At 67.6% G+C, this 25,440-nt stretch carries 28 protein-coding genes and 1 riboswitch; of the genes, 14 read left to right on the top strand and 14 right to left on the bottom strand.

Annotated features, from left to right (window positions below):
• Positions 1 to 189: 189 nt before the first annotated feature.
• Positions 190 to 744 (bottom strand): hypothetical protein, encoded by a 555-nt coding sequence (locus tag AC1RLU_RS20460; protein WP_492797869.1) that lies wholly within the window; start codon positions 742 to 744, stop codon positions 190 to 192.
• A gap of 10 nt (positions 745 to 754) precedes the next feature.
• On the opposite strand from AC1RLU_RS20460, the gene AC1RLU_RS20455 reads away from it, so the two are divergent.
• The 5 genes from AC1RLU_RS20455 (at position 755) to AC1RLU_RS20435 (ending at position 5,398) form a co-directional block, all read left to right on the top strand.
• Entirely contained in the window at positions 755 to 1,837 is a 1,083-nt protein-coding gene (locus tag AC1RLU_RS20455; protein WP_492797867.1) for an OmpA family protein, read from the top strand.
• 173 nt (positions 1,838 to 2,010) lie between these two features.
• The gene (locus tag AC1RLU_RS20450) at positions 2,011 to 2,283 is read left to right on the top strand and encodes a hypothetical protein (protein ID WP_162766347.1); all 273 of its coding nucleotides are present in this window, start codon (positions 2,011 to 2,013) and stop codon (positions 2,281 to 2,283) included.
• A gap of 48 nt (positions 2,284 to 2,331) precedes the next feature.
• A complete protein-coding gene (locus tag AC1RLU_RS20445) occupies positions 2,332 to 2,529 on the top strand; it encodes a hypothetical protein (RefSeq protein ID WP_091857295.1) in 198 nt (65 codons plus the stop codon).
• 70 nt (positions 2,530 to 2,599) lie between these two features.
• A riboswitch (TPP riboswitch) is annotated at positions 2,600 to 2,704 on the top strand.
• Between the two features lie 79 nt (positions 2,705 to 2,783).
• On the top strand, positions 2,784 to 4,661 hold the full coding sequence (thiC, locus tag AC1RLU_RS20440) for a phosphomethylpyrimidine synthase ThiC (protein ID WP_061971637.1): 1,878 nt from the start codon (positions 2,784 to 2,786) through the stop codon (positions 4,659 to 4,661).
• Entirely contained in the window at positions 4,658 to 5,398 is a 741-nt protein-coding gene (locus AC1RLU_RS20435) for a hydroxyethylthiazole kinase (RefSeq protein WP_492797864.1), read from the top strand. The genes thiC and AC1RLU_RS20435 overlap by 4 nt, the downstream gene beginning before the upstream one ends.
• Before the next feature lie 187 nt (positions 5,399 to 5,585).
• On the opposite strand, the gene AC1RLU_RS20430 is transcribed toward AC1RLU_RS20435, so the two are convergent.
• Positions 5,586 to 6,446 carry a hypothetical protein gene (locus AC1RLU_RS20430; RefSeq protein ID WP_091857292.1) on the bottom strand — a complete coding sequence of 287 codons (861 nt, stop codon included), beginning with the start codon at positions 6,444 to 6,446 and terminating at the stop codon, positions 5,586 to 5,588.
• 333 nt (positions 6,447 to 6,779) lie between these two features.
• Here AC1RLU_RS20430 and dnaK point away from each other — a divergent pair, with 333 nt between their 5' ends.
• On the top strand, positions 6,780 to 8,696 hold the full coding sequence (dnaK, locus tag AC1RLU_RS20425) for a molecular chaperone DnaK (protein ID WP_492797862.1): 1,917 nt from the start codon (positions 6,780 to 6,782) through the stop codon (positions 8,694 to 8,696).
• Between the two features lie 134 nt (positions 8,697 to 8,830).
• Positions 8,831 to 9,967, top strand: a complete 1,137-nt coding sequence (gene dnaJ / locus AC1RLU_RS20420) for a molecular chaperone DnaJ (protein WP_492797860.1) — start codon at positions 8,831 to 8,833, stop codon at positions 9,965 to 9,967.
• Between the two features lie 167 nt (positions 9,968 to 10,134).
• On the opposite strand, the gene AC1RLU_RS20415 is transcribed toward dnaJ, so the two are convergent.
• The gene (locus AC1RLU_RS20415) at positions 10,135 to 10,326 is read right to left on the bottom strand and encodes a CsbD family protein (RefSeq protein ID WP_492797858.1); all 192 of its coding nucleotides are present in this window, start codon (positions 10,324 to 10,326) and stop codon (positions 10,135 to 10,137) included.
• 79 nt (positions 10,327 to 10,405) lie between these two features.
• On the bottom strand, positions 10,406 to 11,227 hold the full coding sequence (locus AC1RLU_RS20410) for a helix-turn-helix domain-containing protein (RefSeq protein ID WP_492797856.1): 822 nt from the start codon (positions 11,225 to 11,227) through the stop codon (positions 10,406 to 10,408).
• 128 nt (positions 11,228 to 11,355) lie between these two features.
• Here AC1RLU_RS20410 and AC1RLU_RS20405 point away from each other — a divergent pair, with 128 nt between their 5' ends.
• On the top strand, positions 11,356 to 11,781 hold the full coding sequence (locus AC1RLU_RS20405) for a hypothetical protein (protein WP_492797854.1): 426 nt from the start codon (positions 11,356 to 11,358) through the stop codon (positions 11,779 to 11,781).
• Positions 11,782 to 11,851: 70 nt separating this feature from the next.
• Positions 11,852 to 14,053 (top strand): esterase-like activity of phytase family protein, encoded by a 2,202-nt coding sequence (locus tag AC1RLU_RS20400; RefSeq protein WP_492797853.1) that lies wholly within the window; start codon positions 11,852 to 11,854, stop codon positions 14,051 to 14,053.
• 87 nt (positions 14,054 to 14,140) lie between these two features.
• Here the strand turns inward: AC1RLU_RS20400 and AC1RLU_RS20395 are convergent, their stop codons facing one another.
• From AC1RLU_RS20395 to AC1RLU_RS20375, 5 genes are read right to left on the bottom strand one after another with little or no spacing between them, the layout of a single operon-like run.
• Positions 14,141 to 14,941, bottom strand: a complete 801-nt coding sequence (locus tag AC1RLU_RS20395; protein WP_492797851.1) for a MetQ/NlpA family ABC transporter substrate-binding protein — start codon at positions 14,939 to 14,941, stop codon at positions 14,141 to 14,143.
• A 42-nt stretch (positions 14,942 to 14,983) separates the two neighbouring features.
• The gene (locus AC1RLU_RS20390; RefSeq protein ID WP_492797849.1) at positions 14,984 to 15,649 is read right to left on the bottom strand and encodes a methionine ABC transporter permease; all 666 of its coding nucleotides are present in this window, start codon (positions 15,647 to 15,649) and stop codon (positions 14,984 to 14,986) included.
• Positions 15,639 to 16,757 carry a methionine ABC transporter ATP-binding protein gene (locus AC1RLU_RS20385; protein ID WP_492797848.1) on the bottom strand — a complete coding sequence of 373 codons (1,119 nt, stop codon included), beginning with the start codon at positions 16,755 to 16,757 and terminating at the stop codon, positions 15,639 to 15,641. Before AC1RLU_RS20385 ends, AC1RLU_RS20390 begins: the two co-directional genes overlap by 11 nt.
• 7 nt (positions 16,758 to 16,764) lie before the next feature.
• On the bottom strand, positions 16,765 to 16,938 hold the full coding sequence (locus tag AC1RLU_RS20380) for a hypothetical protein (protein ID WP_156407231.1): 174 nt from the start codon (positions 16,936 to 16,938) through the stop codon (positions 16,765 to 16,767).
• Positions 16,939 to 16,945: 7 nt separating this feature from the next.
• The gene (locus tag AC1RLU_RS20375; RefSeq protein WP_492797846.1) at positions 16,946 to 17,194 is read right to left on the bottom strand and encodes a hypothetical protein; all 249 of its coding nucleotides are present in this window, start codon (positions 17,192 to 17,194) and stop codon (positions 16,946 to 16,948) included.
• 412 nt (positions 17,195 to 17,606) lie between these two features.
• Between AC1RLU_RS20375 and AC1RLU_RS20370 the strand changes: the two genes are divergently transcribed.
• Positions 17,607 to 17,984: a hypothetical protein gene (locus AC1RLU_RS20370; RefSeq protein ID WP_113586356.1), complete on the top strand. Its 378-nt coding sequence runs from the start codon at positions 17,607 to 17,609 to the stop codon at positions 17,982 to 17,984.
• 110 nt (positions 17,985 to 18,094) lie between these two features.
• On the top strand, positions 18,095 to 18,574 hold the full coding sequence (locus tag AC1RLU_RS20365; protein ID WP_492797844.1) for a copper chaperone PCu(A)C: 480 nt from the start codon (positions 18,095 to 18,097) through the stop codon (positions 18,572 to 18,574).
• A 123-nt stretch (positions 18,575 to 18,697) separates the two neighbouring features.
• Here AC1RLU_RS20365 and AC1RLU_RS20360 read toward each other — a convergent pair whose 3' ends face one another.
• Together AC1RLU_RS20360 and AC1RLU_RS20355 are read right to left on the bottom strand one after the other, a co-directional pair.
• Positions 18,698 to 19,627: a dihydrodipicolinate synthase family protein gene (locus tag AC1RLU_RS20360; RefSeq protein ID WP_091857761.1), complete on the bottom strand. Its 930-nt coding sequence runs from the start codon at positions 19,625 to 19,627 to the stop codon at positions 18,698 to 18,700.
• 26 nt (positions 19,628 to 19,653) lie between these two features.
• Positions 19,654 to 20,340, bottom strand: a complete 687-nt coding sequence (locus tag AC1RLU_RS20355; protein WP_061971663.1) for a fumarylacetoacetate hydrolase family protein — start codon at positions 20,338 to 20,340, stop codon at positions 19,654 to 19,656.
• Positions 20,341 to 20,556: 216 nt separating this feature from the next.
• Between AC1RLU_RS20355 and AC1RLU_RS20350 the strand changes: the two genes are divergently transcribed.
• A complete protein-coding gene (locus tag AC1RLU_RS20350) occupies positions 20,557 to 20,766 on the top strand; it encodes a cold-shock protein (RefSeq protein WP_061971665.1) in 210 nt (69 codons plus the stop codon).
• Positions 20,767 to 20,970: 204 nt separating this feature from the next.
• On the opposite strand, the gene AC1RLU_RS20345 is transcribed toward AC1RLU_RS20350, so the two are convergent.
• Both AC1RLU_RS20345 and AC1RLU_RS20340 read right to left on the bottom strand, forming a co-directional pair.
• The gene (locus tag AC1RLU_RS20345) at positions 20,971 to 22,209 is read right to left on the bottom strand and encodes a multidrug effflux MFS transporter (RefSeq protein ID WP_492797842.1); all 1,239 of its coding nucleotides are present in this window, start codon (positions 22,207 to 22,209) and stop codon (positions 20,971 to 20,973) included.
• A 139-nt stretch (positions 22,210 to 22,348) separates the two neighbouring features.
• Positions 22,349 to 22,984, bottom strand: coding sequence for a glutathione S-transferase family protein (locus AC1RLU_RS20340; protein WP_492797840.1), 636 nt, complete (start codon positions 22,982 to 22,984; stop codon positions 22,349 to 22,351).
• 127 nt (positions 22,985 to 23,111) lie between these two features.
• On the opposite strand from AC1RLU_RS20340, the gene AC1RLU_RS20335 reads away from it, so the two are divergent.
• A complete protein-coding gene (locus AC1RLU_RS20335) occupies positions 23,112 to 23,861 on the top strand; it encodes a hypothetical protein (protein ID WP_492797839.1) in 750 nt (249 codons plus the stop codon).
• Between the two features lie 9 nt (positions 23,862 to 23,870).
• On the opposite strand, the gene AC1RLU_RS20330 is transcribed toward AC1RLU_RS20335, so the two are convergent.
• Positions 23,871 to 24,818, bottom strand: a complete 948-nt coding sequence (locus AC1RLU_RS20330; protein ID WP_061971670.1) for a lysylphosphatidylglycerol synthase domain-containing protein — start codon at positions 24,816 to 24,818, stop codon at positions 23,871 to 23,873.
• A 280-nt stretch (positions 24,819 to 25,098) separates the two neighbouring features.
• Here AC1RLU_RS20330 and AC1RLU_RS20325 point away from each other — a divergent pair, with 280 nt between their 5' ends.
• Complete coding sequence (locus AC1RLU_RS20325; RefSeq protein WP_492797838.1) at positions 25,099 to 25,401, top strand: plasmid stabilization protein; 303 nt, start codon at positions 25,099 to 25,101, stop codon at positions 25,399 to 25,401.
• Positions 25,402 to 25,440 lie beyond the last annotated feature (39 nt).

The raw sequence follows: 25,440 nt of genomic DNA, 5'->3' as shown, positions 1-25,440 counted from the left end.
CGCGCCGCGCGCCGAGCCCCCGGCCGCGCGTCCGCAGCCCGAGCGCCCGGCGATGCCGCGTGAGGTGCCTGCTGCGCCTCGCCCCACGCCGAATGCCGCGCCATCTCCCCGGGAGGCCCCGGCCGCCCGCCCGACACCACCGCGCCCGCCGGCCGAGCCGACGGTGCCCGCGGCGCCGCGTACCGCGCCTCAGCCGCCCGCGCCGCCGGCCGGCGCATCGCCATCAACCGTTCCGCGTGGCGGCCCGGCTGTTCCGCCTTCGGCTGCGCCGACCCAGTCCCGCCCGCCGGGAACGCCGCCTGCGACGGCGCCGGCCGCTCCGTCCCAGCCCGGTGCCGGCGCGCCGCCCTCTGCGGTTCCGCGAGGTGGTCCGTCGGTTCCGCCCTCGGCTGCGCCGACCCAGCCCCGCCCGCCGGGAACGCCGCCTGCGACGGCGCCGGCCGTTCCGTCCCAGCCCGGCGCCGGCGCGCCGCCCTCTGCGGTTCCGCGTGGCGGCCCGGCCGTTCCGCCTTCGGCTGCGCCGGGCCGGCAGCGCCCGCCGGCCGCGGCGCCGCAGCCCGGTGCTCCCGTCCAGCCGGATGCGACCGTTCCGACGCCGCCTGCAGGGACGGCTCCGACGCGGCCGTCGCGCCCGGCTCCGGGAACACCTCCGGCCGGGGCGCCGGGCGCTCCGGCTCCTGCACAGCCGGGCGCCGCAGTCCCGACGCCGCCCGCCGGTGCCGCGCCGGTCCAGCCGGGACGCACGGCTCCCGGTATGCCTTCCGGGGGAGCGCCAGGTACGGCTGCTCCCGCGCAGCCGGGCGCCATTCCGGGCCAGCCGCCGGCCGGAGCCCCCGGCCAGCCGCCCCAGCGTGAGGGCCGCCGCGGCGGCATCTCGCCGGGCGTGGCCGGTGCGATCGGCCTCGGCGCCGGCGTCATCGGTGGCATCATGGCGACGCAGGGCGCCGAGCGCTTCGACGACATCCGTCGCGAGCGGCGGGAGCAGCGCGAGGGCGACCTCACCATCATCCGTGAGCCCGGCCGCACCATCATCCGCGACGATGACGGCCGCGCCATCATCCGCCGCGACGAGGACCAGCGCTTCCGCGATCTCGGCTGGCAGGGCCGCTCCGAACGCCGTGGCGACGAGAACCGCACGATCTTCGAGCGCCCCGACGGCACGCGGATCGTCACCGTCACGGACGAGCAGGGCCGGCTGATCCGCCGCACGCGCATCGACCGCGACAACCGCGAGGTGATCATCATCGACAACACGCTGCGCGACCGTCCGGGGCGCTTTGCCGATGATGTCGTCGTGCTCCCGCCGCCGCCGCTGCCGATCCCGCGCGAGCGCTATATCGTCGATGCGGACCAGGCCGACGAGGACCTGATCTACGAGACGATCATCGCCCCGCCGATCGCCGCGATTCCGCGCCGCTACACGCTGGACGAGGTCCGCTACTCGCCGGATCTGCGCGCCCGCATGCGCAGCGTCGATATCGATACGATTAATTTCGATACCGGCTCCTGGCAGGTGGGGCAGGATCAGGCGCGCCGCCTTTCGGTGATCGCGGATTCGGTGAAGCGCGCGCTGCAGCGCTCGCCCAACGAGGTCTTCCTCGTCGAAGGCCACACCGACGCTGTCGGCGCCGATATCGACAATCTCTCGCTCTCCGATCGCCGGGCGCAGTCGGTCGCGGAGATCCTGACGCGCGACTTCCAGATCCCGCCGGAAAACCTGACGACCCAGGGCTATGGCGAGCAGTATCTGAAGGTGAACACGCAGGAGGCTTCCCGCGAGAATCGGCGCGTCACGCTCCGGCGCATCACGCCGCTGCTCAACGGCCAGAACCAGTGACACCCGGGCGGGGCGGCTCTCCAGGCAGCCCCGCTCTTCCGCAGGCGCAGGGAACACCCGTTCCCTGCGCCTGTTTCATTTGCGGAGGACAGAGCATTTTCAAGCGAGGTGGGCACCGGTTCGCGTGAAGAAAATGCGACAAGCAATGGTCCAGGCCGAAGGGAGATGCCGCCATGAGAAAGTTCGTTCCGGTTCTGGCTGGATTGCTGGCCGCCAGCCTGCCTGGTGCAGTGCCGGTGCAGGCCCAGACGGTATCGCCTCCGGCCAGACCGCAGGCTCCCGGCGTGCCGCCGGCGCCGCGATCGGGGGAGGCGGCTCGTCCGACGACGCCCAACACTATGGCGCCCCGCGACGAAAAGCGCGGTACCGGCGAGGACAAGGCGCAGGTCCGGCCCGAGCGCGATCCGCCGATGCCCAAGCCGGTGCCCTCGATCATCGCACCTTGAGCAACCGGGTTGAGGATTTGGTAGGGTTGCCCGGCTAGGGTGCCCGCCATGAGCGACACCGTTTCCCTTGCCCAGAGCATCGTCACGATGCAGGCCGCCTCGACCCAGCAGGCGCTGTCCGTCGAGATGCTCAGGCAGAATGCGCAGGCCGATCAGGCTCTGGTCGCCATGCTCCAGCAGAGCGCCGAGCAGACGCAAGCCGCGCTGCCGGCCGGGCAGGGCACGCTGGTCGACCTGACTGTCTGAGCCCTCCGTCCAATCCGACCAGACCTTTGCACAGCCCGTTGCCAAGCGGCGGCGCTGCGCCTAACCTCGTCCGCGTTCCGAGGGGTGCCCGCAAGGGCTGAGACGGCTTTCGAAGCTGAACCCATCGAACCTGATCCGGGTCATACCGGCGGAGGGACTGGAACGCGGTGCAGCCTTGGCCTGCACCCGCATCACAGCGCTTGAACCGCTTCGACGCCGGATCTCCTGACCTGTACCAAGGAGGAGATCCCCTTATGAATGCCCACGCAAAACCCCAGAAGAACAGCGTCAAGACCGCTCCCCAGAGCGTGACGACCGGGCCGATCATCGGCTCGCGCAAGATCTATGTCGCGGCGCCCGAGCATCCCGAGATGCGCGTGCCCTTCCGCGAGGTCGTGCTGACGACGGATGCCGAGCCACCGGTACGGCTCTACGATCCGTCCGGGCCCTTCACCGAGACCGATGCGAAGATCGATCTCAATGCCGGCCTCAATCAGCCGCGCCGCGCCTGGCTCGATGCGCGTGGCTTCCAGACTGTGCCCGGACGCGCTGTGACGGCCGCCGATAACGGCCATATCAGCGAAGCGCAGCTCGTTCCCGCCTGTCCGGCTGAGCGTCCGATCCTCGAGGCGAAGCCAGGCCAGATGACGACGCAATACGAGTTCGCGAAGGCCGGCATCGTCACCCCCGAGATGATCTATGTCGCGCATCGCGAGAATCTCGGCCGGGCCGCCATGCTGGAGGGCGCGCGCGAACGCCATGCCGATGGCGAGAGCTTCGGCGCCAGCGTCCCGGAATTCGTCACGCCCGAATTCGTCCGCGACGAGATCGCGCGCGGCCGAGCGATCATCCCCGCGAATATCAACCACCCCGAGCTGGAGCCGATGGCGATCGGCCGCAATTTCCTGGTCAAGATCAACGCCAATATCGGCAACTCGGCTGTGACGTCGGGCGCCGCCGAGGAGGTCGAGAAGCTGGTCTGGGCGATCCGCTGGGGCGCCGACACGGTGATGGACCTCTCCACCGGCCGCAACATCCACAACATCCGTTCCTGGATCCTCAGGAATTCGCCGGTGCCGATCGGCACCGTGCCGATCTACCAGGCGCTGGAGAAGGTCGGCGGCGATCCGATCAAGCTCGACTGGGAGGTGTTCAAGGACACGCTGATCGAGCAGGCCGAGCAGGGCGTCGACTATTTCACCATCCATGCCGGCGTGCGCCTGCCTTACGTCCCGCTGACGGCGAACCGCGTCACCGGCATCGTCTCGCGCGGCGGCTCGATCATGGCGCGCTGGTGCCTTGCGCATCACAAGGAAAGCTTCCTCTACGAGCGCTTCGACGAGATCTGCGAGATCATGCGCCGCTACGACGTTTCGTTCTCGCTCGGCGACGGCCTGCGGCCCGGCTCGATCGCCGATGCCAATGACCGCGCCCAGTTCGCCGAGCTGGAGACCTTGGGCGAGCTCACCAAGATCGCCTGGGACAAGGGCTGCCAGGTGATGATCGAGGGCCCCGGCCATGTGCCGATGCACAAGATCAAGGAGAACATGGACAAGCAATTGCGCGAATGCGGCGAGGCGCCGTTCTATACGCTTGGACCGCTGACCACCGACATCGCGCCGGGCTATGACCACATCACCTCGGGCATCGGGGCTGCGATGATCGGCTGGTATGGTTGCGCCATGCTCTGCTACGTCACGCCGAAGGAGCATCTGGGTCTCCCGAACCGCGACGACGTCAAGACCGGCGTCATCACCTACCGGATCGCGGCCCATGCCGCCGATCTCGCCAAGGGCCATCCGGCGGCGAAGATCCGGGACGACGCGGTCAGCCGCGCCCGTTTCGACTTCCGCTGGGAGGACCAGTTCAACCTGGCACTCGACCCCGACACGGCCCGCGAATTCCATGACGAAACCTTGCCGAAGGACGCCCACAAGGTCGCGCATTTCTGCTCGATGTGCGGCCCGAAATTCTGCTCGATGAAGATCACGCAGGATTTGCGCGCCGAGGTGCTGGCCATGGGTGAAAACGAGCGCAAGGCGCTGGAGGCGCTTGCAGACGAGGGCATGGCCGCCAAGTCGAAGGAATTCCTCGACAAGGGCGGCAGCATCTATCTACCTGCGGCAGAATGAGCGCTTTCAGCGAAAAGCTCGACGCCGCCGGCGTCGCATCGATCCTCGCGCGGGTGGCAGAACGCCGCCCACGCGTCCATTGCCTGACCAATACGGTGGCGCAGAACGTCACCGCCAACATGCTGCTGGCTTTCGGGGCGGTGCCCTCGATGGCCGGCCACCCCGACGAGGTCGCGGCCGTCGCGGCGGGCGCGGGCGCGATCCTGATCAATCTCGGCACGATCAGCCCGGAGGGCGAGCGGGCCATCCCGAAGCTCCTGGCCGTGGCGCAGAAGCACCGCATTCCACTGGTGCTCGACCCCGTCTTCGTCGAGCTCTCACCCCTGAGATTGCGGCTGGTCGGCGACGTCCTGGCATCGTTCCACGTGCTGGTGCGCGGCAATGCCACCGAAATGGCCGTGCTGGAGCCACTTTTCGTACTGAGGCGGGATATCGTGCGCGTCACCACCGGCGCGGTCGACCGGATCGAGACCGAAGGCCGGAGCCTGTCGGTGGCGCATGGCCATGCGTGGATGACGAAGGTCACCGGCCTCGGCTGCGCATCGAGCGCGCTGGTCGCGGCTTGCCGGGCGGTCGAGCCGGACCCGATGATCGCGGCGGCGGCAGCGCTCACGGCCTATGGTATCGCCGGCGAGATCGCGGCCGAACGGGCCGCCGGGCCCGGCAGCTTCGCGATGCATCTGATCGATGCGCTCGCCGGGCTCGACGAGGCCTCGCTCGCGGCCCGGATGAGCTGAAGCCACCGCTGTCATCCCGCACGCGCTGCGGCACGCAAGTGCTGCTGCGCAGATGCGGGACCGTCCGCAGGAAAAGGCGCCCTCTCGGGCAGGGCGCGCGCTTGAAAGGCGCCCTCTCGTCATGCGGTCCCGTGTCTGCGCAGCGGCATTTCATGCCGCAGCGCGCACGGGATGACGCTCTGCCCCGCTATTGCGTCGGCGTCAGCGAGAGCGGCGCAGGCTTCGGGCGTGGCCTCGGCTTGGTCGCGGCGGCCTTCGGCTCGGTGTTGAGGCCGAGCCGGGCGCGCAGCGAGGCGGCCCGCGCCTCGGTGACCCGCGCGCCGCAGAAGCCGAACTGGCCCTCGCGCTGGAAATCCCGGCAGATCATCTCGCGCTCGGCCGAGAAGCCGGCCTGCTCGCGCGCGAGCACGCGCTGCTCGATGGCGTCGGACTTGGCGGTCAGCGTCCGGTAGCCCTCGCGCACGGCGCGCTCGGCGACGCCGCGCGCGCGCTCGATCTCCTTGGCCTGCCCTGAAACCACGCGCGCATCGGGCCCCCACAGCCCGCGCGGGTCGATCCGGCATTGCGCGGCCTGGACGACGCAAGGCTCCGTCGGCTCGACCACGAGGAAGGCGCCGTCGAGCACGTCGAAGACGATCGGGCAGATCGGCGCCTCCAGCCGGTAACGCGGCACGCCGGCCGGGCGCCCGAGCGCCGTGACGGGGAGAGGCGCGTCGCCGAAGGAGACGGCGCAGGGCTCGACGAGGTTCGTGCTCTGGAAACCGTCGAGATTGAGCTTGAGGCCATAGCCCGTCGCCGTCTTCGAGAACACCGCCTCGCCGTGATGGCCGTGGCGGTGCAGGGTCTTGCCGATGATGGCATCCTCGCCGGCGACCTTGATGGCGGGCATGCTGGGTGGGCGCGGCGCTGCCGGGGCGCCGGGCCGGGAGGGCGCGGCCTGCTGGGTTCCGGGCGCGTTGAACGGCTGGGCGCCGGGCAGTTGCAGTGGCTGCGCATGCGCCACGGTTGCGGCCGTGGCGAGGGCTATCGAGGCCAGGATAAGGCGCATCGGTCGAGTCATGGCGGCCCAGTGAAGCCTGAACGGCCTTTCTGCATGCAGGCGCGAGCCGGGTTAGACAAGGACGGGAAGGCCACACCCGGCCGGAAAGCGCGTTTCGCGGGCAGCCCGGCCGGTGCTCCCCGTTGCTTAATCGGCTCGCCTGTCTTGCAAGGGGTGGAACACCCTCACTATATACGCCGCCAAGGGGCGGTTTAACCACCGTCAAACGTGGAATGCCGGTTTCGTTCGCCGCTGAAGCGGGGGCGATCCGGTCCATGGGCCGGCAGGCGACGGACAACCGTCGCAGGTCGGCGATCTGCTCAATCGAAAGGGATCCCATCCATGGGTAAAGTCATTGGTATCGACCTCGGCACGACCAACAGCTGCGTTGCAGTGATGGAAGGCTCGACGCCCAAGGTCATCGAGAATTCGGAAGGCGCGCGCACCACGCCCTCCATCGTCGCCATCACGGATGACGGCGAACGCCTTGTCGGCCAGCCTGCGAAGCGCCAGGCCGTCACCAACCCGGAGCGCACCTTCTTCGCGATCAAGCGCCTCATCGGCCGGACCTTCGACGATCCGATGACGCAGAAGGACCTGAAGCTCGTTCCCTACAAGATCAAGAAGGCCTCCTCGGGCGATGCCTGGGTCGAAGCCGACGGCAAGGACTATTCGCCGTCGCAGATCTCGGCCTTCACGCTGACCAAGATGAAGGAGACGGCGGAGGCCTATCTCGGCCAGCCCGTCACTCAGGCCGTCATCACGGTTCCCGCTTATTTCAACGACGCCCAGCGCCAGGCGACGAAGGATGCCGGCCGCATCGCCGGCCTCGAAGTGCTGCGCATCATCAACGAGCCGACCGCGGCTGCGCTGGCCTATGGCCTCGACAAGAAGCAGGCCGGCACGATCGCTGTCTATGACCTCGGCGGCGGCACCTTCGACGTTTCGATCCTCGAGATCGGCGACGGCGTCTTCGAGGTGAAGTCGACCAATGGCGACACTTTCCTCGGCGGCGAGGACTTCGACATGCGCCTGGTCGAGTACCTGGCGGACGAGTTCAAGCGCGAGCAGGGCATCGACCTGAAGAAGGACAAGCTTGCTCTCCAGCGCCTGAAGGAAGCGGCGGAGAAGGCCAAGATCGAGCTCTCGACCACAGCCCAGACCGAGATCAACCTGCCCTACATCACGGCGGATGCCTCGGGCCCGAAGCACCTCGCCATCAAGCTCTCGCGCGCCAAGTTCGAGAGCCTGGTCGACGATCTCGTCCAGCGCACCATCGAGCCCTGCAAGAAGGCGCTCAAGGATGCCGGCCTGTCGGCGGGCCAGATCGACGAGGTCGTCCTCGTCGGCGGCATGACCCGCATGCCGAAGGTGCAGGAGGTCGTGAAGCAGTTCTTCGGCAAGGAGCCGCACAAGGGCGTCAATCCTGACGAGGTCGTCGCCATCGGCGCCGCGGTTCAGGCCGGCGTGCTGCAGGGCGACGTCAAGGACGTGCTGCTGCTCGACGTGACCCCGCTCTCGCTCGGCATCGAGACGCTGGGCGGCGTATTCACGCGTCTGATCGACCGCAACACCACGATCCCGACCAAGAAGAGCCAGGTCTTCTCCACCGCCGAGGACAACCAGAACGCGGTGACGATCCGGGTCTTCCAGGGCGAGCGCGAGATGGCGGCCGACAACAAGCTGCTCGGCCAGTTCGACCTGATGGGCATTCCGCCGTCCCCGCGCGGCATGCCGCAGATCGAGGTGACCTTCGACATCGACGCCAACGGCATCGTGTCCGTGACGGCGAAGGACAAGGCCACCAACAAGGAGCAGCAGATCAAGATCCAGGCTTCGGGCGGTCTCAGCGAGGCCGATATCCAGAAGATGGTGAAGGATGCCGAGGCCAACGCCGCCGAGGACAAGAAGCGCCGCGAGGTGGTCGAGGCCAAGAACCAGGGCGAGAGCCTGGTGCATTCGACCGAGAAGTCGCTGAACGACTATGGCGACAAGGTTTCCGAAGCCGACAAGGCGGCGATCGAGACCGCGGTCGAGGCGCTCAAGACCGCGCTGACCGGCGAGGACGCCGAGGCCATCACGGCCCGCACCAACGAGCTGATGCAGGCTTCGATGAAGCTCGGCGAGGCGATGTATGCGGCGAGCCAGGCCGAAGGCGCTGCCGCCGCCGAGGGCGAGCCGGCCGAGGAAGCCAAGAAGGACGACGTCATCGACGCCGACTTCAAGGACGTCTCGGACGACAAGAAGAAGAGCGCGTGATCGCGCGCTCGTAACGCAAGCGACGTTTTGGCCGGGCTCGACCCGGTCATCGCGTCCAGGAATTGCATGCTGTACGGATGGCCGGGCTCGCTGCCCGGCCATGCCGCGTCAAAGCTGCGGGGACAGACATTTCGATGTCGAAACGCGATTACTACGAGATTCTCGGCGTCAGCCGGACCGTGACGGAGGTCGAGCTCAAGGGCTCCTTCCGCAAGCTCGCGATGCAGCATCATCCCGACAAGAATCCCGGCGACAAGGAAGCCGAGATCAAGTTCAAGGAAATCAACGAGGCCTATCAGGTTCTCTCGGACGGCCAGAAGCGCTCGGCCTATGACCGCTTCGGCCATCAGGCCTTCGAGAATGGCGGCGGCGGTGGCCCCGGGGGCAATGCCGATTTCTCCGACTTCATGTCGGATATCTTCGATTCCTTCTTCGGCGATGCACGGCGCGGCGGCGCGCGCGGCGCCAATGGCCGCGAGCGTGGCGCCGACCTGCGCTACAATCTCGAGATCGGGCTGGAAGAGGCCTTCACCGGCAAGAACGAGTCGATCCGGGTGCCGACCTCGATCTCCTGCGACGCCTGCTCCGGCACCGGCGCCAAGCCCGGCTCGAAATCGCGCCAGTGCCCGACCTGCGGCGGCCATGGCCGCGTCCGTGCCAATCAGGGCTTCTTCTCGGTCGAGCGGACATGCCCGACCTGCTCGGGCCGCGGCGAGGTTATCGACGACCCCTGCAAGAACTGCCAGGGCGCCGGGCGCGTCACCCGCGAGCGCACGCTTTCGGTGAACATCCCGGCCGGCGTCGAGGACGGCACGCGCATCCGCCTGGCCGGCGAGGGCGAAGCGGGCCTGCGCGGCGGGCCTGCGGGCGATCTCTACATCTTCCTCTCGATCAAGCCGCACGCGATCTTCCAGCGCGATGGCGCCGACCTGTTCTGCCGCGTGCCGATCGGGCTGGCTTCCGCCGCGCTCGGCGGCGAGATCGAAGTGCCGACGCTGTCGGGCGAGCAGGCGCGGGTCAAGATTCCTGAGGGCACCCAGACCGGCAAGCAGTTCCGCCTGAAGGCCAAGGGCATGAGCGTGCTGCGCTCGCGCGATGTCGGCGACCTCTACATCCAGGTCGTGGTCGAGACGCCGCAGAAATTGACGGCCCGCCAGCGCGAGTTGCTGGAGGAGTTCGAGCGCGAGAGCTCGCACAACAACCATCCGGAGACGGCCGGCTTCTTCGGCCGGGTCAAGGATTTCCTCGGCGGTTTCGGCGGCACGGCCTGAGCCGTCCAGGGCGTCATTCTCGGGCTTGACCCGAGAATCTCTGGCAAGTGAGGCGAAGGAACCTCTTCCGGCATGAGATGCTCTGGTCAAGCCCGAGCATGACGGCTAGAACCCGACCATGAAAAAGGGCCGCCTTTCGGCGGCCCTTTTGCTTTGAGGCGGATGCCTCAGGCCTTGTCGACGACCTTCTTGATCGCGTCCTTGCCCTTGCCCAGCGCCTGCTGGGCCTCGCCCTTCAGCTCCTGGGCCGCGCCCTCGGCTTCGAGGTCCGGCTTGTTGAACGCCTTGCCGGCGGCCTGCTTGACGTTGCCGGCGGCCTCGTTGGCCAGGCCCTTGATCTTGTCGGTCGTGCTGCCCATCGCGCTTAACTCCTGAAAGGTCGGCCCCCAGCCGTTTGTCCGCTGGGAGAACTGGCGCGGCGCGGAAAGGTTCCGGGTTTCAGGTCGCACTTTCCGCCTGCGCGGCGAGGCCACGCAGCGCCTCTGCGGTGGCCGCATCGGCCGGAAAGAACGTCTCCAGCGCCAGCTCCGAAAGCGTGATGTCGACAGGCGTGCCGAACACGGTCGTCGTCGAGATCAGCGACAGCGTGGTCTCGCCGAGCTTCAATTGCATGGGGACTACGATCGCGGCTTCCGCCTCGGCTTCGTGGCGCGATTGCGTCCCCCCGCCAGGGTCGGGGTAGCCCATGAGCTCCCCCAGCAATTCGCCGAGCTTGGGATCGGCGGTCGCCCGGACCTGCTGGCGCAGCCTGGCCAGCAGATGCGCGCGCCATTCCGCGAGATTGAGGATGAAGGGCGCGAGCCCGTCCGGATGCAGCGACAGGCGCAGCACATTGACCGGCGGCTTCAGCAGTTCCGCGTCCGCAACGAGGCCGAGCAATCGCGTCACCGCGTTGTTGTAGGCCAGCAGCGTCCAGTACCGATCGACGGCGACAGCCGGGTAGGGCTCGTGCCCCCTGAGGATCAGGTCAATCGCGCTGCGGGCGGCGTTCAGCGAAGGGTCTTCCAGCGGCCGCTCCGGATAGATCGGGGCGTAGCCCGCCGCCAACAGCAGCGCGTTGCGCTCGCGCAGGGGCACGCCGAGATGCTCGGCCAGGAGCAGCACCATCTCGCGGCTCGGCCGCGAGCGGCCGCTTTCGATGAAGCTGAGATGCTTCTGCGATATCTCGGCTTCGAGCGCGAGATCGAGCTGGCTGAATCGGCGAAGCTGGCGCCAGTCGCGCAGCAATGCGCCGATCGGGGGAGGGTGGTGTGTCGTCATGGCGGAGAAGCTAGCGATCCCGGCGGGCCGTTCCAATTACCTCCCGCTTAATCGACCGGCCGACGCGGTTCCGTCAGCATCCCCTCATCGAAACGGGCTTGAGGCCCAGAACCGCCAAGGAGAATGCCATGTCGCTGATCCAGTCCTCGCCCCTGCTGCGCAGCGCTCTCGTCCTCGATGCCGCCGCCTGCGCCGGCCTCGGCCTCATCCTCGCCACCGCGGCCGGGCCGCTTGCCGCCCCGCTCGGCCTGCCCGCGGAGTTCCTGCGCGGCGCCGGCCTCGTGCTGCTGCCTTGCGCGGCGCTGATCGCCTGGTTCGCCAGCCGCAGGGTTTTGCCGCGCCTCGCGGTCTATGCCGTGATCGGCATCAATCTGTTCTGGATCGCCGACAGCATCGCGATCCTGCTGATGGGCTGGTTCGCGCCGACCGGGCTCGGCATCGCCTTCGTCCTGGCCCAGGCTGCTGCGGTTGCGATCGTAACCGAGCTCGAAGTCATCGGCTTCAAGCGCTCCGGTGCGGCAGCCCTTTCCGGCGAAGCCGCGTCGCTTCGTTGAAAACCGTCATGTGACTGTCGCATGGGCTGATTAGCCGACGGGCCTCTGTCCCCGTCAGCGGTGAGATCCCATGCGCCAGCCCCTCGTCCTCGCGGCTCTTGCCGCTGTCCTGCTCAGCGGCACGGCCATGGCCGAGCCGCTCTTCAACCGGATCGCCACCTTCTCCGTGCCGCAGAACCTGCCGGCCGACCGCGATCCCAAGAAGAAGACCGTCTCCGAGATCATCGCCGCCAATGGCGACGGCACGCTGCTCGCCTATACCGACGCGGAGCAGAAGGCGCTGGGGATCATCGACATCGCCGATCCCGCCAACCCCAAGCCCGCCGGCTTCGTGCCGCTCGAAGGCGAATCCACCTCGGTCACCATCCTCGGCGACAAGGCTTTCGTCGCCGTCGTCACATCCGGCGACAATTTCAAGGAGCCGGCTGGCCATCTCGCCACCGTCGACCTCAAGACGAAGCAGGTCGTGGCGAAATGCGATCTCGGCGGCCAGCCGGACTCGGTCACGCTGACCAAGGACAAGGGCAAGATCGTCATCGCCATCGAGAACGAGCGTGACGAGAAGCTCAACAAGGGCGCCCTGCCGCAGCTTCCCGCCGGCAACCTGACCCTGATCGGCATCAAGGACGGCGCCATCGACTGCGCCACCCGCCAGGTCGTCGACATGACCGGCATCGCCGCCGTCGAGCCGACCGATCCGGAGCCGGAATTCGTCGACGTCAACCAGGACGGGCTCGTCGTGGTGACGCTGCAGGAGAACAACCACCTCGCCATCGTCGATTCGAAGACCGGCAAGGTCGTGACGCATTTCTCCGCCGGCACGGTCGATCTCAAGAACATCGACAAGACCCGCGACGGCAGGATCAGCCCGACCGAAGAATTGAAGGGCGTCGCGCGCGAGCCCGACGCCGTGCGCTGGCTCGACAATGACCGCTTCGTCACCGCCAACGAGGGCGACTGGAAGGGCGGCTCGCGCGGCTTCACGATCTTCCGCAAGGACGGCACCGTCGAGTTTGATTCCGGCTCCGATGTCGATCACACCGCCATGCGCCTCGGCCATTATCCCGAGAAGCGCTCGGGCGCGAAGGGCAGCGAGCCCGAAGGCATCGAGGTTGCGACCTATGGCAACGACCGTCTGATCTTCGTCGGGCTGGAGCGCGCCTCGCTGGTGTTGGTCTATAAGGACGAGGGGGCCGGCAAGGCGCCGCGCTTCCTGCAGGCGCTGCCGACCGGCATCGGCCCTGAGGGCCTGCTCGCCATCCCGCAGCGCGATCTCTTCGTTTCCGCTTCCGAGACCGATGTCGGCGAGAAGGGCGGTGCCCGCTCGGCCGTGATGATCTATCGCCGCGCCGAGCAGACGGCCGCCTATCCGACGATCCAGTCCGCCGACGAGAACGGCCTGCCGATCGGCTGGGGCGCGCTTTCGGGTCTCGCGGCGGATCGCGCGGCTCCGGGCAAGCTCTTCGCGATCACCGACAGCGCCTATACGCCCTCGCGCCTCCTCGAGATCGACGCGACGCAGAAGCCCGCGAAGATCACCGGCGCTATCACCGTGACCAGGGACGGCAAGCCCGCCTCCTACGACCTCGAGGGCATCGCGACCCGCGAGGGCGGCGGCTTCTGGCTGGCTTCCGAGGGCAACCCCGAGAAGAAGGATGCGCCGCTCGCCGATATCCTGCTGCGTGTCTCGGCCAAGGGCGAGGTCGAGGAGGAGATTCGCCTGCCGGAAGCGCTCGCCAAGCACGCGGTCCGCTTCGGCTTCGAGGGCGTGGCTGTGACCGGCACGGGCGCGGACGAGACCGTCTGGCTCGCCGTTCAGCGCGAATGGAAGGACGATCCCAAGGGCAAGGCCAAGCTGCTCTCCTACAAGCCGGCGAGCAAGGAATGGGGCGTGCTGCACTACCCGCTGTCGCAGCCGGCCGCGGGCTTCTGGATGGGCCTCTCCGAGCTGGTTTCCCTTGGCGACGACCGCTTCGCCGTGATCGAGCGCGACAACGGCTTCGGCGCCAAGGCGGTGAAGACGCTCCAGACCTTCTCGGTGAAGGGCTTGAAGCCGGCAGCGATCGGCGCGACCGAAATCCCGACCGTGACCAAGACCCTGCTGCGCGACCTGACGCCGGACCTGATGAAGGCCGGCGGCTACGGTCTCGACAAGGTCGAGGGCATGGCGGTCGACAAGGCCGGCAACCTCTTCGTCGTCACCGACAATGACGGCGTCGACGATTCCTCCGGCGAGACCCAGTTCTTCGCGTTCGGCCCGCTGCCGCGCTGATCCCGCAAACAAAAAGCCCCGGATGCGGGTCGCATCCGGGGCAAGGCGCCTGGCCATATGACTGGAGAGCCAGGTGGGGAGGAGCGGTTACCAGCCGGCGAGGACGGCGCCCTTGAAGCGCTCGGCGACGAAGGCCTTGATCTCGGGCGTGTGGTAGCTTTCGACCAGCGTCTTGACCCAGGGCTTGTCCTTGTCGGCGCTGCGCACGGCGATCAGGTTGACATAGGGGCCCTTGGCATCCTCGCGCAGGATCGCAGAAGCCGGGTCGATCTTGGCATCGACGGCATAGTTGGTGTTGATCGCGGCAGCCGCGACGTCGGCCAGCGAACGCGGGGTCTGCGCGGCTTCGATCTCGATGATCTTCAGCTTCTTCGGGTTGCCGACGATATCGGCCGGGCTCGGCTTGAAGCCGACGCCGTCCTTCAGCTTGATCACGCCCTTGTCCTGCAGCAGCAGGAGCGAGCGGCCGCCATTGGTCGGGTCGTTCTGGATCGCGACGGTCGAACCATCCGGCACCTGCGACCAGTCCTTGTACTTGGCCGAGTAGATGCCGAGCGGGAAGTTCACGGTCAGGCCGGCGCTCTCGATCTTGAAGCCGCGATCCTTCACCTGGTTGTCGAGATAGGGCTGGTTCTGGAAGGAATTGGCCTCCAGCTCGCCGGCGTCGAGCGCCTGGTTCGGCACGACATAGTCGGAGAACTCGATGATCTTGAGCTCGATGCCCTTCTTGGCGAGGACGGGCTTCACCTTCTCCAGGATCTCGGCATGCGGGCCGGGCGAGACGCCGATGCGGATCACCTGGTTCTGCTGGGCGAGCGCGGGGACGGCGGCGAGCGTCAGGGCGAAGCCGGCGAGAAGCGCGGCGCGACGGTTGAGGAGAGTCGTCATGATGTCGTTTCCTTCAGTCGGATGCGGATGAATGGGGCAGCGTCAGGCGTGGCGCAGGCGCTTGTTGAGATGGCGGGCGAGCCGGTCGCCGATGCTCTGGACGAGCTGGACGAGGACGATGAGTACGGCGACGACCGCCGCCATCACGTCCGGCATGAAGCGCTGGTAGCCGTAGCGGATGCCGAGATCGCCGAGCCCGCCGCCACCGACCGCGCCGACCATGGCGGAGAAGCCGATCAGGCTGACCAGAGCCAGCGTCAGGCCGAGCACGATCGCCGGCAGCGCCTCGGGCACCAGCACCTTGCGCACGATCTGCACGGGCGTGGCGCCCATGGCGCGTGCGGCCTCGACCAGCCCCTGGTCTACCTCGCGCACCGCGCCTTCGATCAGCCTTGCGATGAAGGGCGTGGAGGCGACGGTGAGGGGCACGATCGCGGCGGCGGTGCCGATCGAGGTGCCGGCGATCAGGCGCGTGAACGGGATGATCGCGACGACCAGGATGATGAAGGGCGTCGAGCGCGTGGCGTTGACCAGCGTGCCGAGAACGAGGTTGGCGGCCGGCGCCGCGAACAATTCGCCGCGCTTGCTGGTGGCGAGGAAGACGCCGAGCGGCAGGCCGAACAGCGTGCCGATGCCGGCCGCGACCGCGACCATGGCCAGCGTGTCCAGCGTCGATTGCGCGATCAGGCGGATGATTTCAGGAGACATGGCCGATCACCTCCGCCTTGAGTCCGAGGCTTCTGAGGGCGCCGAGCACGGCGTCGCTCTCAGGGGCACGTGAGGGCACCGAGACGAGCAGGCTGCCGAAGGGCTGGCCGGCGATGGCGTCGATCCGCCCGGCCAGGATGTTGACGTCGACGCCGACGATGGCGCTCAGACGACTGATCACCGGGGCGGTCGCGTTCTCGCCGAGGAAGGTGATGCGCAGCACGATATTGTCGCCGGCGCGCGCCTCCTTGCGGATGCGGTGGGCGAGATGCTCGGGCAGCTCAACGCCGGTCACCGTCTCGACGAAGCTCGTGGTCGTCGGATGCTGCGGGTTGGTGAAGACCGCGAAGGTCTCGCCCTGCTCGACGATCTGCCCGCCCTCGATCACGGCGACGCGGTCGCAGATCTCCTTGATGACGGGGATCTCATGGGTGATCAGCAGGATGGTGATGCCGAGTTCGCGATTGACCTGCTTCAGCAGGGCGAGGATCGAGCGCGTCGTCTCGGGGTCCAGCGCCGAGGTCGCCTCGTCGCAGAGCAGCACCTTCGGATCGGTGGCCAGCGCCCGGGCGATACCAACGCGCTGCTTCTGCCCGCCCGAAAGCTCGGCCGGATAGCGCGCGCTCTTGTCGGACAGCCCGACGAGCGCAAGCAGCCGCTCGACCTTGGCGGCGATCTCGGCCTTGCCGGCGCCGGCGATCTCCAGCGGCAGCGCGACATTGTCGAAGACCGTGCGCGACGAGAGCAGGTTGAAATGCTGGAAGATCATGCCGATCCGCCGGCGCTGCTGCCGCCAGCCGGATTCGCTGAGGCCCGTGACATCGGTGCCTTCGATCAGGATGCGCCCTTCGGTGGCGCGCTCCAGCCCGTTGACGAGGCGGATCAGCGTCGACTTGCCGGCGCCGGAGCGCCCGATCACGCCGAGGATGGTGCCGGCGGGCACGTCGAGATCGATCCCGGCGAGCGCGCCGACCGGTTGCTGGCCGCGGCGGCCCGGATAGGTCTTGCCGACCCGCTCGAAGCGGATCGCCGGCTCGGGCAAGGATAGGGGCAAGGAAACAGAAGAGACGCCGGCACTGAGCGTACCGGGTCTGACGGGGGCGTTCATCATGTCCTCAGAAATGCGTGTGGCAGGACCAGTGGGCGATGCCGAGCTGCTCGATGGTCACGTCATGGACCGAGCGGCGCTGGTCGTCCGCGGCTGCGGCGTCGAGCGGGTCGAAAGTGGCCGGAACGGCTTGCGCGAACCAGTTCGCGATACCGTTCCAGAGAGCGGCAAGAAGCTGCATCGCCGCCTCATGAAGCCAGCAGCAGCGGCGCGCCCCGCTGCGAGCGGGAGAGCCGGCGGGCGGCGGTCTCGGCAGCGCCGGGCGTGGCGAAACGCTGGCCATCCAGCGCCCGGAAGGCGGCGGAGGCCGAGACGAAGGTGAAGTCGCGCTCGTCGGCGCGGCGACTCACGAGCCCGATCTGGGCCTCGCCGAGCTCGATGACATAGGCTTGCTGCGCCGGGCGAGCCCGGTCGGGAAGGGAATGAATCTGGGACATGGGACTGCCTTCTGCCGCCAATGCGGCATGCGTCGGAACGAACGGATGGGAAGGACCTTTCGGCCTTGCGATCTCAGCGTCGACAGCGGCAGGACATTCGGCGGAAGCTAATCTGGCTTCGGCTCGTTTTCGCAACGGTCATGTCAGTCTCCTCGATCTGGAGCCCACGACCCAGTCGTGGCGCTTTAGCGTTTGGTGACGCGGCGCAAGCTGCTGCTCAAATCTCCGCGGCTCCCCGATTGCTCAAGGAACGATCTGCAATCTGGTCGGAATTGTCCTCTTTGTCAACCGGATCGTTCTTTTAAAGAAACTAGGGCGTGGAGAAGAATTTTCTCCGCAAGCTCCTTGCTCCGATGACGGATGCGGCAATGCGCGGCTTGACGAAGCCGGGGAAGCGGCGCCATTTGCGGCCATGCAGGCTCGCGCCGCCCTTCTCGATCGTCTTCGCCGCTCCGGGCTCGGGGCCTGGCTGGCGATGGCCTATGCGCTTTGCGTCATGGCCCTGGCGCTCGCGCCGGCTCCTGCCATGGCGGCGTTCGGTGGTTCGGACGGCGTCGTGCTCTGCTCGGGCGCTCCGGTTCCCAATGAAGGCCAGCCGGTTCCTCTCGGCGATCTCGCCCATTGCAAGGGTTGTCCGCTCAATCCGGTTCTCGCTGGCCCGCCAGTCGAGGCTGCGCCCGTACCGGGACGCCTCGCCACGCGGCTCGTTGCGGCCGAGCTATGGGCCGAGGGTTTGCCGCATCGTTTCGCGGCCGGGCTCGCGCAATCGCGCGCGCCGCCGCTGGGCTGAAACCTCCGCCTGCCCATCCGCATCCAATTCCGGCCTGTCCGCTTCGTTTGGGAGCGAGGGCACGTCTTCACGAGGCTGCGTCAGCGGCCCGTTCATCCAGGATATCCATCATGAAGCTTTCCTATTCACTCGCCGCCGCGGCTCTCCTGCTCTCGGCCGGCTTCGCCACCGCCCATGAATTCAAGGCGGGTCCGCTCAAGATCGGCCATCCCTGGTCGCGCGCCACGCCGGCTGGCGCCAAGGTCGGCGGCGGCTATCTCTCGATCGAGAACACGGGCACGGTCGCGGACCGGCTGGTCTCGGTGTCCGTTCCCTTCGCGGCGCGCGCGGAAGTCCATGAGATGGCAGTCAAGGACGGCATCATGACGATGCGGCCACTGGATAATGGCGTCGATGTTCCGGCCGGCGCCAAGGTCGAGTTCAAGCCCGGCGGCTACCACATCATGTTCATGGACCTGAAGCAGCAGCTCAAGCAGGGCGAGATGATGAAGGGCACGCTGACCTTCGAGAAGGCCGGGACCGTCGATGTCGAGTTCAAGGTCGACTCGATTGCGGCAAAGGGCGCCGCCGGCGAGCACAAGGGGCACTGAGCCCCAGGCTGCCACATGCCGTCATGGTCGGGCTTGTCCCGACCATCTACGTCTTCATGGATCGAAAGGCGTGTTCAAGCCGTGGATGCTCGCCACGGGGGCGAGCATGACGGTTGCGGTTCTTCAGATCTTCGCGCGCGGATCGTGTTTGGCGATGCGCGACAGCAGGTAGTCCACCTCGGCCTTGGCCGCGGCGCTGAGCGCCGCGCCCGGCTTGCGCTGGGCGTCATGGCTGAGGATGCCGCGCTTCATCATCGTATACTTGCGCACGGCGAGGCCGACGCCCTGCTGCTGCTCGTAGCGCATCAGCGGCAGATGCGCGTCGAAGATGTCATGGGCCTCGTCGCGCTTGCCGGCCTTCTGCAGGCGGACCACGTCGATCAGCAGCTCCGGGAAGGCATAGCCGGTATTGGCGCCGTCCGCGCCGCGCTCCATCTCGAAATCGAGGAAGAGTCCGCCATTGCCGGTCACGATCGAGATCGGGCGCAGCGAGCCTTCCTTCTGGAACTTGCGCAGCGTCGAGATCTTCTCCAGCCCCGGCCAGTCCTCGTGCTTCAGCATCACGCAGGACGGGTTGTCCATGACGATCTTGCGGATCACGGCCGGCGTCATCACCACCGAGAGCGTCAGCGGATAGTCCTGGATGACGAAGGGGATGTCGCTGCCGATCGCTTCGACGGCCTGCGCGTAATAGCCGGTGATCTGGTCGTCGGTGCGCAGTGAGGGTGGCGGGGCGATCATCACGCCGCCGGCGCCGAGATCCATCGCCTGCCGGGCGAGCGAGCGCATCGCCGCGAAGCCGGGCGCCGAGACGCCGACGATGATCGGCTTGCCGCCCATCCGGGCGACGCAGCGCTTGACCAGCTCGACCGATTCCTCGGGCTCGAGCTTGGGCGCCTCGCCCATGATGCCGAGCACGGTGACGCCGTCCGAGCCGATGTCGTGATAGAACTGGAACAGCCGGTCGGCCGAGGCCCAGTCGATGCTGCCATCCGGGTTGAACGGGGTCGGCGCGATCGGGAAGACGCCGGAAGCGTCGGGGGTGAGGCGCATAATGCGGTCCTTGTCGTGTCGTTAGGTCAGGCGATGCGGGTGCGGACGGTGCCGACGCCGACGATCTCCCCTTCGAGTACGTCGCCCTTGTTCACCGCGGCGACGCCTTCCGGTGTGCCCGTGAAGATCAGGTCGCCCGGCTTCAGTTCGACGAGCCCGGAGAGATAGGCGATCGTCTCCTCGACGTTCCAGATCTGCTTGGCGAGGTCGGAGGTCTGGCGTACGACGCCGTTGACGGTGAGCTCGATCTTGCCGGCGCTGGGATGGCCGGCATGGCTCGCCGGCACGATCTCGCCGATCGGCCCGGAGAGGTCGAAGCCCTTGGCCATGTCCCAGGGGCGCCCGGCCTTCTTGGCGACGTTCTGCAGGTCGCGGCGGGTCATGTCGAGGCCGGCGGCATAGCCGTAGACATGGGCCAGCGCCTCGGATTCGGGGATGTCCTTGCCGCCGGTGCCGATCGCGACGACGAGCTCCATCTCGTGGTGGAGGTCCTTCGTCTTGCTCGGATAGGGCATGTCGGCGCCGTTGATCAGCAGCGCATCGGCCGGCTTGGTGAAGAAGAACGGGTCCTCGCGATCGGGATCATGACCCATCTCGCGGGCATGTTCGGCGTAGTTGCGGCCGACGCAAAAGATGCGGCGCACGGGGAAGGAGCCGCCGCCCGCGACCGGGACGGCCGTCACGGCCGGCGGGTCGATCACAAAATTGCTCATCCTGCTGCTCCCTTGATCACAAGCTTGCGCCGTTCATGGGCGAGCGGCGCCCGGACCGCAAGCGGCTTGCGGCGGCGGCGGGCCTGCACGGGAGGCATTGCGGCACGCTTTTCGCAGGCGCGGCACGGGTTGTGCGGCGCGTCGTTGCAAGTGGGACGATTTGCTCCTTACATTACCCCGCCGGGGGAACCGGCGAGCCTATGGAAGGAACGGCATGTGAGTACGGGAACCGTGAAATGGTTCAACGAGACCAAGGGTTACGGCTTCATCACCCCGGATGGCGGCGGCAATGATGTCTTCGTCCATGTCAGCGCAGTGACGCGCGCTGGTCTGCGCGGTCTGAACGAAGGGCAGAAGGTCAGCTACGATCTCGAGCCGGATCGCAAGACCGGCAAGAACTCGGCCGTGAACCTGCAGACGACCTGAGCGCGTCTATGCGTTCTGCGGGAAGGCGGTGGCGGCGTCTTTCCCGAGCCTAGGGCGGACCGCTCTCGGTCCAGGTCGGACCGAAGCGGATTCCAGGCATTCCCGTCGCCGCAGGCGGCGGTGCGCAGGTGAAAGCATCGGGCCGAAAAGTGGATCCCACTTTTCGGAAAAACCCGATGCGATGACAATGGCCTAAGGGCTTTCTCAGACCCGGCCCGGCGCCGGATGGAACAGCCGGCCTCGCTCCACGATCAGCACGACGACGAGCGCCGCGATGCCGCAGAGCGCGAAGCCCAGCGTCAGCGGCACGACCGTGCCGTTGAAATGCTGGCCGATATAGAAGCCGAGCAGCGCGCCGATCACCGTGGTGACGAAGCCCTGCACCGAGGAGGCCGTGCCGGCGACATGGCCGAGCGGCTCCATCGCCATCGCCCCGAAATTGGGGCCGATCAGCCCGAAGCAGAACATCGCCCCGCCCTGCAGGATCGCGAAGCTCCAGAGCGATTCATGGCCGGCCAGCGCCACCAGCGCATGGATGCCGGTCAGCGCGATATAGCCGAGCAGCGCGCCATGCGAGACGCGGCGCATCCCGAGTTTGCCGACGATGCGCGAATTCAGCAGCGAGGACGCCGCCATGAACATCGCGATCAGGGCGAAGATGGTGGTGAACAGCTCCGGCGCGTGGAAGACGTCGACGAAGACCTGCTGCGCCGAGTTGATGAAGCCGAAGAGGCCGCCGAGCACGAAGGCCATGGCCAGCATGTAGCCGACGCCGATGCGGCTGGTCAGCGTCGTCCGGAAGGAGGCGAGCACGCTCGCCGGCTCGATCGGCTTGCGATCCTCGGGATGCTGGGTCTCGGGCAGTTTCAGCAGGACCCAGAGCATCACGAAAGCGCCGAAGCTGGTCAGCACGCCAAAAATCCAGCGCCAGGGCGCGACCCAGAGGATCGCCTGGCCGATCGAGGGCGCCAGGATCGGCACGGCCAGGAAGACGATCATGGCTAGCGACATGACGCGCGCCATCTCGCGGCCGGAATAGCAGTCGCGCACGATCGAGACGACGAGCACGCGGGTCGCAGCGGCGCCGATGCCCTGCACCACGCGCGCTGCCATCATCGCCTCGAACGAACCGGCGAAGGCAGCGGCGATGCTGGCGACCACGTAGATCGAAAGGCCCGTGAGCAGCACCGGGCGCCGGCCGAACCGATCCGAGATCGTGCCGTAGAAGATCTGCGAGACGCCGAAGCCGAGCAGATAGGCCGTGATGATCCATTGCCGCTGGTTGGCCTCGGCAATGCCGAGCGCCTCGGCCATCTGCGGCAAGGCCGGCAGCATCGAATCGATGGCGAGCGCGTTCGTCGCCATCAAGGCGGCGGTCAGGCCGACGAAGGGGTAGAAGCCCATGCCGTGGCGCGGCCGGGCAAGGGCGGACATGTCGTTCATGGCGATCGCGAAGCTTGCTGCTAGACCCGGCGGCTGCGGTCATGCGGCAGCGGCGGGCGAAATTCTGCCCGCAGCATTAGCCCTGCCGGGTCCGCCGGGCAACCGGTCCAATCGGCCATGCGCCATGCGCCGGGCGCGTTCACCCTTGCTTCTGCATCTCGGCCATCAGCGCATCGTCGATCTCGGCGGCGCGCCGGGCCGCCGGCCGCGCGGAGATGCGGGCGCCATAGGCCTCGAAGGCCGGCCGCTTCTCGATCGTGCCGAATTGCAGCCCCCACAGGACCTGCGAGCCGACATAGACGTCGGCGGCGCTGAAACGGTCGCCGGTCAGGTACTCGCCGCGGGTCACCGCGTATTCGAGCGTGTCCATCGTATCGGCATAGGTGCCGTAGCCGATGGACCGCGCCCGGTCGGGCGGCACTTCCAGGCCGAAGGCCTTGCTGGCGACGGCGGCCTCGACGGGGCCGGCGGCGAAGAACATCCAGCGATAATAGGGGCCGCGCGACCGGCTGTTCGGCGCGGGCGCGAGCCCGGCCTGCGGGAAGGCATCGGCCATATAGGCGCAGATCGCAGCGCATTCCGTGATGACCGTATCGCCATGGACCAGCGTCGGCACCTTGCCCATCGGGTTCAGCGCCTTGTAGTCCGCGCTCTTCATCGGCGTGCCGAAGCCGACGATCTCGGCCCGGTAGGGCTGGCCGATCTCCTCCATCATCCAGCGGGCGATGCGTCCGCGTGACATCGGGTTGGTGTAAAGGACGAGTTCGTCGGCCATCGTCTTTTGCCTCCATGATGGTTCGAGGATGCCCTTATCCTGCGGCATCGGCGTGACGCTGTCAGGAGCCCGTCGCCTGACGCGGGCAGCCTGAGCTGTTATCGTCGCGGCGAAACAGGACGGAAACATGAACGAATCAGGCGTGGCGCGCAGCGTTTCCGTCAGCGACGGGCGGATGGCGATCGAGGGTCTGTCGACCCGCTATATCCAGGATGCGGCGCGGCGCTTCCGGCTGTCGGCTTCGGGCCTGCGTTTCGTCGGCGGCTTCGAAAGCCGCGACGGCCGTCTGGAGGAAAGCCGGCGCTTCCTCACCGAAGCGACGGTTGTCGATGGCGGTTTGCGCCGCGCCGGGCGCGAAGGCGAGGCCGGCACGATTGCCCTGACCTTGCGCCCGCTGTCGCAGGCTGGCGAGCAGCCGCGCCTCCTCCTGATGCTCGGCTGCCGCGACGAAGATGGCGCCTCGCAGCCCTTCGCCGAGGCCTTTCTGGCGCCCGCCGTGTTTGCAGCGCTCGAGGCGGATATGCTCGCCGGCCTGGCGCAGGACATCTCGCTGAGCGCTACGACGAGCCTCTGGATGCGCGAGGAGGATCGCGGGCGCACGAATGGCGAACCGCTCGACTGGTATCTCGGCCTCGACGCCGATGGGCGCTCGACCCAGCCCGCGCACGGCTTCATCGAGACGATCGAGTGGCGGCCTCGCGAGCTTCCGGTTGCCATCGAGACCGCGCCGACCCCCGATCCCGTGCCGGCTCCCGTCCATGAGACCGAGGATGACTGGCCGGAAACCGCAGCCGAGCAGCTGGGCAAAATCAACTGGAGCTTCCGGCTGCTCCTGCTGATGCTGGCCTTCCTGCTGATCATCGTCGCGATGAAGTAGGCGCAGACCCTACGGCTCGTGGCGACGGATGCGGCGGATCATCTCGTTCAGCGCCAGCAGCACCAGCGCCAGGATGAACGGCAGGATGTAGTAGACCACCCGGAAGATCAGCAGCGCGCCCAGCACATGCTCGTAGGGGAAGCGGTTGAGCGCGACGAGCATCGTCGCCTCGAACACGCCGAGCCCGCCCGGCGCGTGGCTGGCGATGCCGATCAGGCAGGCGAAGATATAGGCGGCGAGGAAGGTCGGATATTCCAGGCCGTAGCCGCCGGGCAGCAGCACGAAGAGCACGGCGGCGGCCGCGCAGACCTCGCAGGCGCCGAGCGCCATCTGGCCGAGCGTGGTGCCGAGGCCGGGCAGGTGCAGGTTCCAGCCGCGCACCCGGATCGTCCGTTCGTCCGTGGCGATCCAGGCGAGATAGCCGAGGATGCCCAGGCCCACGAGCCCGCCGACGATCTGGACGACCAGCGGCGAGGTCCGCGCCAGCATCGCCACCGCATCGGCTGAATAGATCAGGCTGGCGCAAAGGATGGCGCCGAGCCCGAGCCAGAAGGTGATGCCGGCGATGACCGTCAGGCTCGCCACCTCGGAGGCGCGCACCCCCTTCGGCGAATAGATCCAGTAGCGCACCGTGCCGCCGGTCACGATCGGGAAGCCGAGCGTGAACGAGACGGAATAGCTGGTGAAGGAGGCGAGCGCGGTTGTGCGATAGGGAATCGAGAGGCCGAGCCGGCGCAGTGCCAGCTTGTCGTAGCCGGTCAGCAGCAGGTAGCTCAGCGCGGTGAAGGCCACGGCGAGGCCGAGCTGGCGCAGGCTGGCATTGGCGAAGGCGCCGGCAAGCTGGCCCGGCTCCATCCCGCTGATGATATGCCAGAGCACGACCAGCGAGGCGCCGAAGATGACGAAGCTCGCCAGCGGGCCGAGCCACCACCAGCGGCTGCGCTTGCGCAGGGGCATTCCTGGCTCATGCGGGCCGAACGACATGCGCTCTCGGGGTTGCGCGGCGCTGCGGGATCGCGGCGGCGCGGTGGCGGGCGGGGCTCGGGTTCAAGCTCCGCCCGACAGATAACGCCTCGGCGGCAATGCACAAGCCGCTGCGACGAATGACGCCGATGAAGGAGGCGACTGGCGCGATGCGCTCACCCCCCGACCATGGCCAGGCGCGTGCGATCCCGGGGGTGGGAACAGCGATGCGGAGCCTTGCGTTTCCAGTTCGAATTCACAGGGGAGTTTTGCCATGCCTCGGGGAGACAAGTCCGCCTACACCGACAAGCAGAAGCGCAAGGCTGAGCATATCGAGGAAAGCTACGAGGAACGTGGCGTTTCGCACGAAGAGGCCGAGCGTCGCGCCTGGGCGACCGTCAACAAGGACAGCGGCGGCGGCAACAAGTCCGGCTCAGGTCGGGGGCAGCCGGACACCGATGAAGCCGCAAAGCGGGGTGGCAAGCTGGGTGGCGAGGCTTCCGCCGCGCGGCCGAAAGCGGCGCGTTCCGCCTCGGCTAAGAAGGCGGCTGAAACGCGGAAGAAGAACGCGTCCTGACGCCCTCCGTCATGGTCGGGCTTGTCCCGACCATCCACG

This window comes from Allobosea sp. GW822-FHT05A11 (genome assembly GCF_058800455.1).
This window is presented reverse-complemented; position numbering and strand designations above follow the sequence as displayed.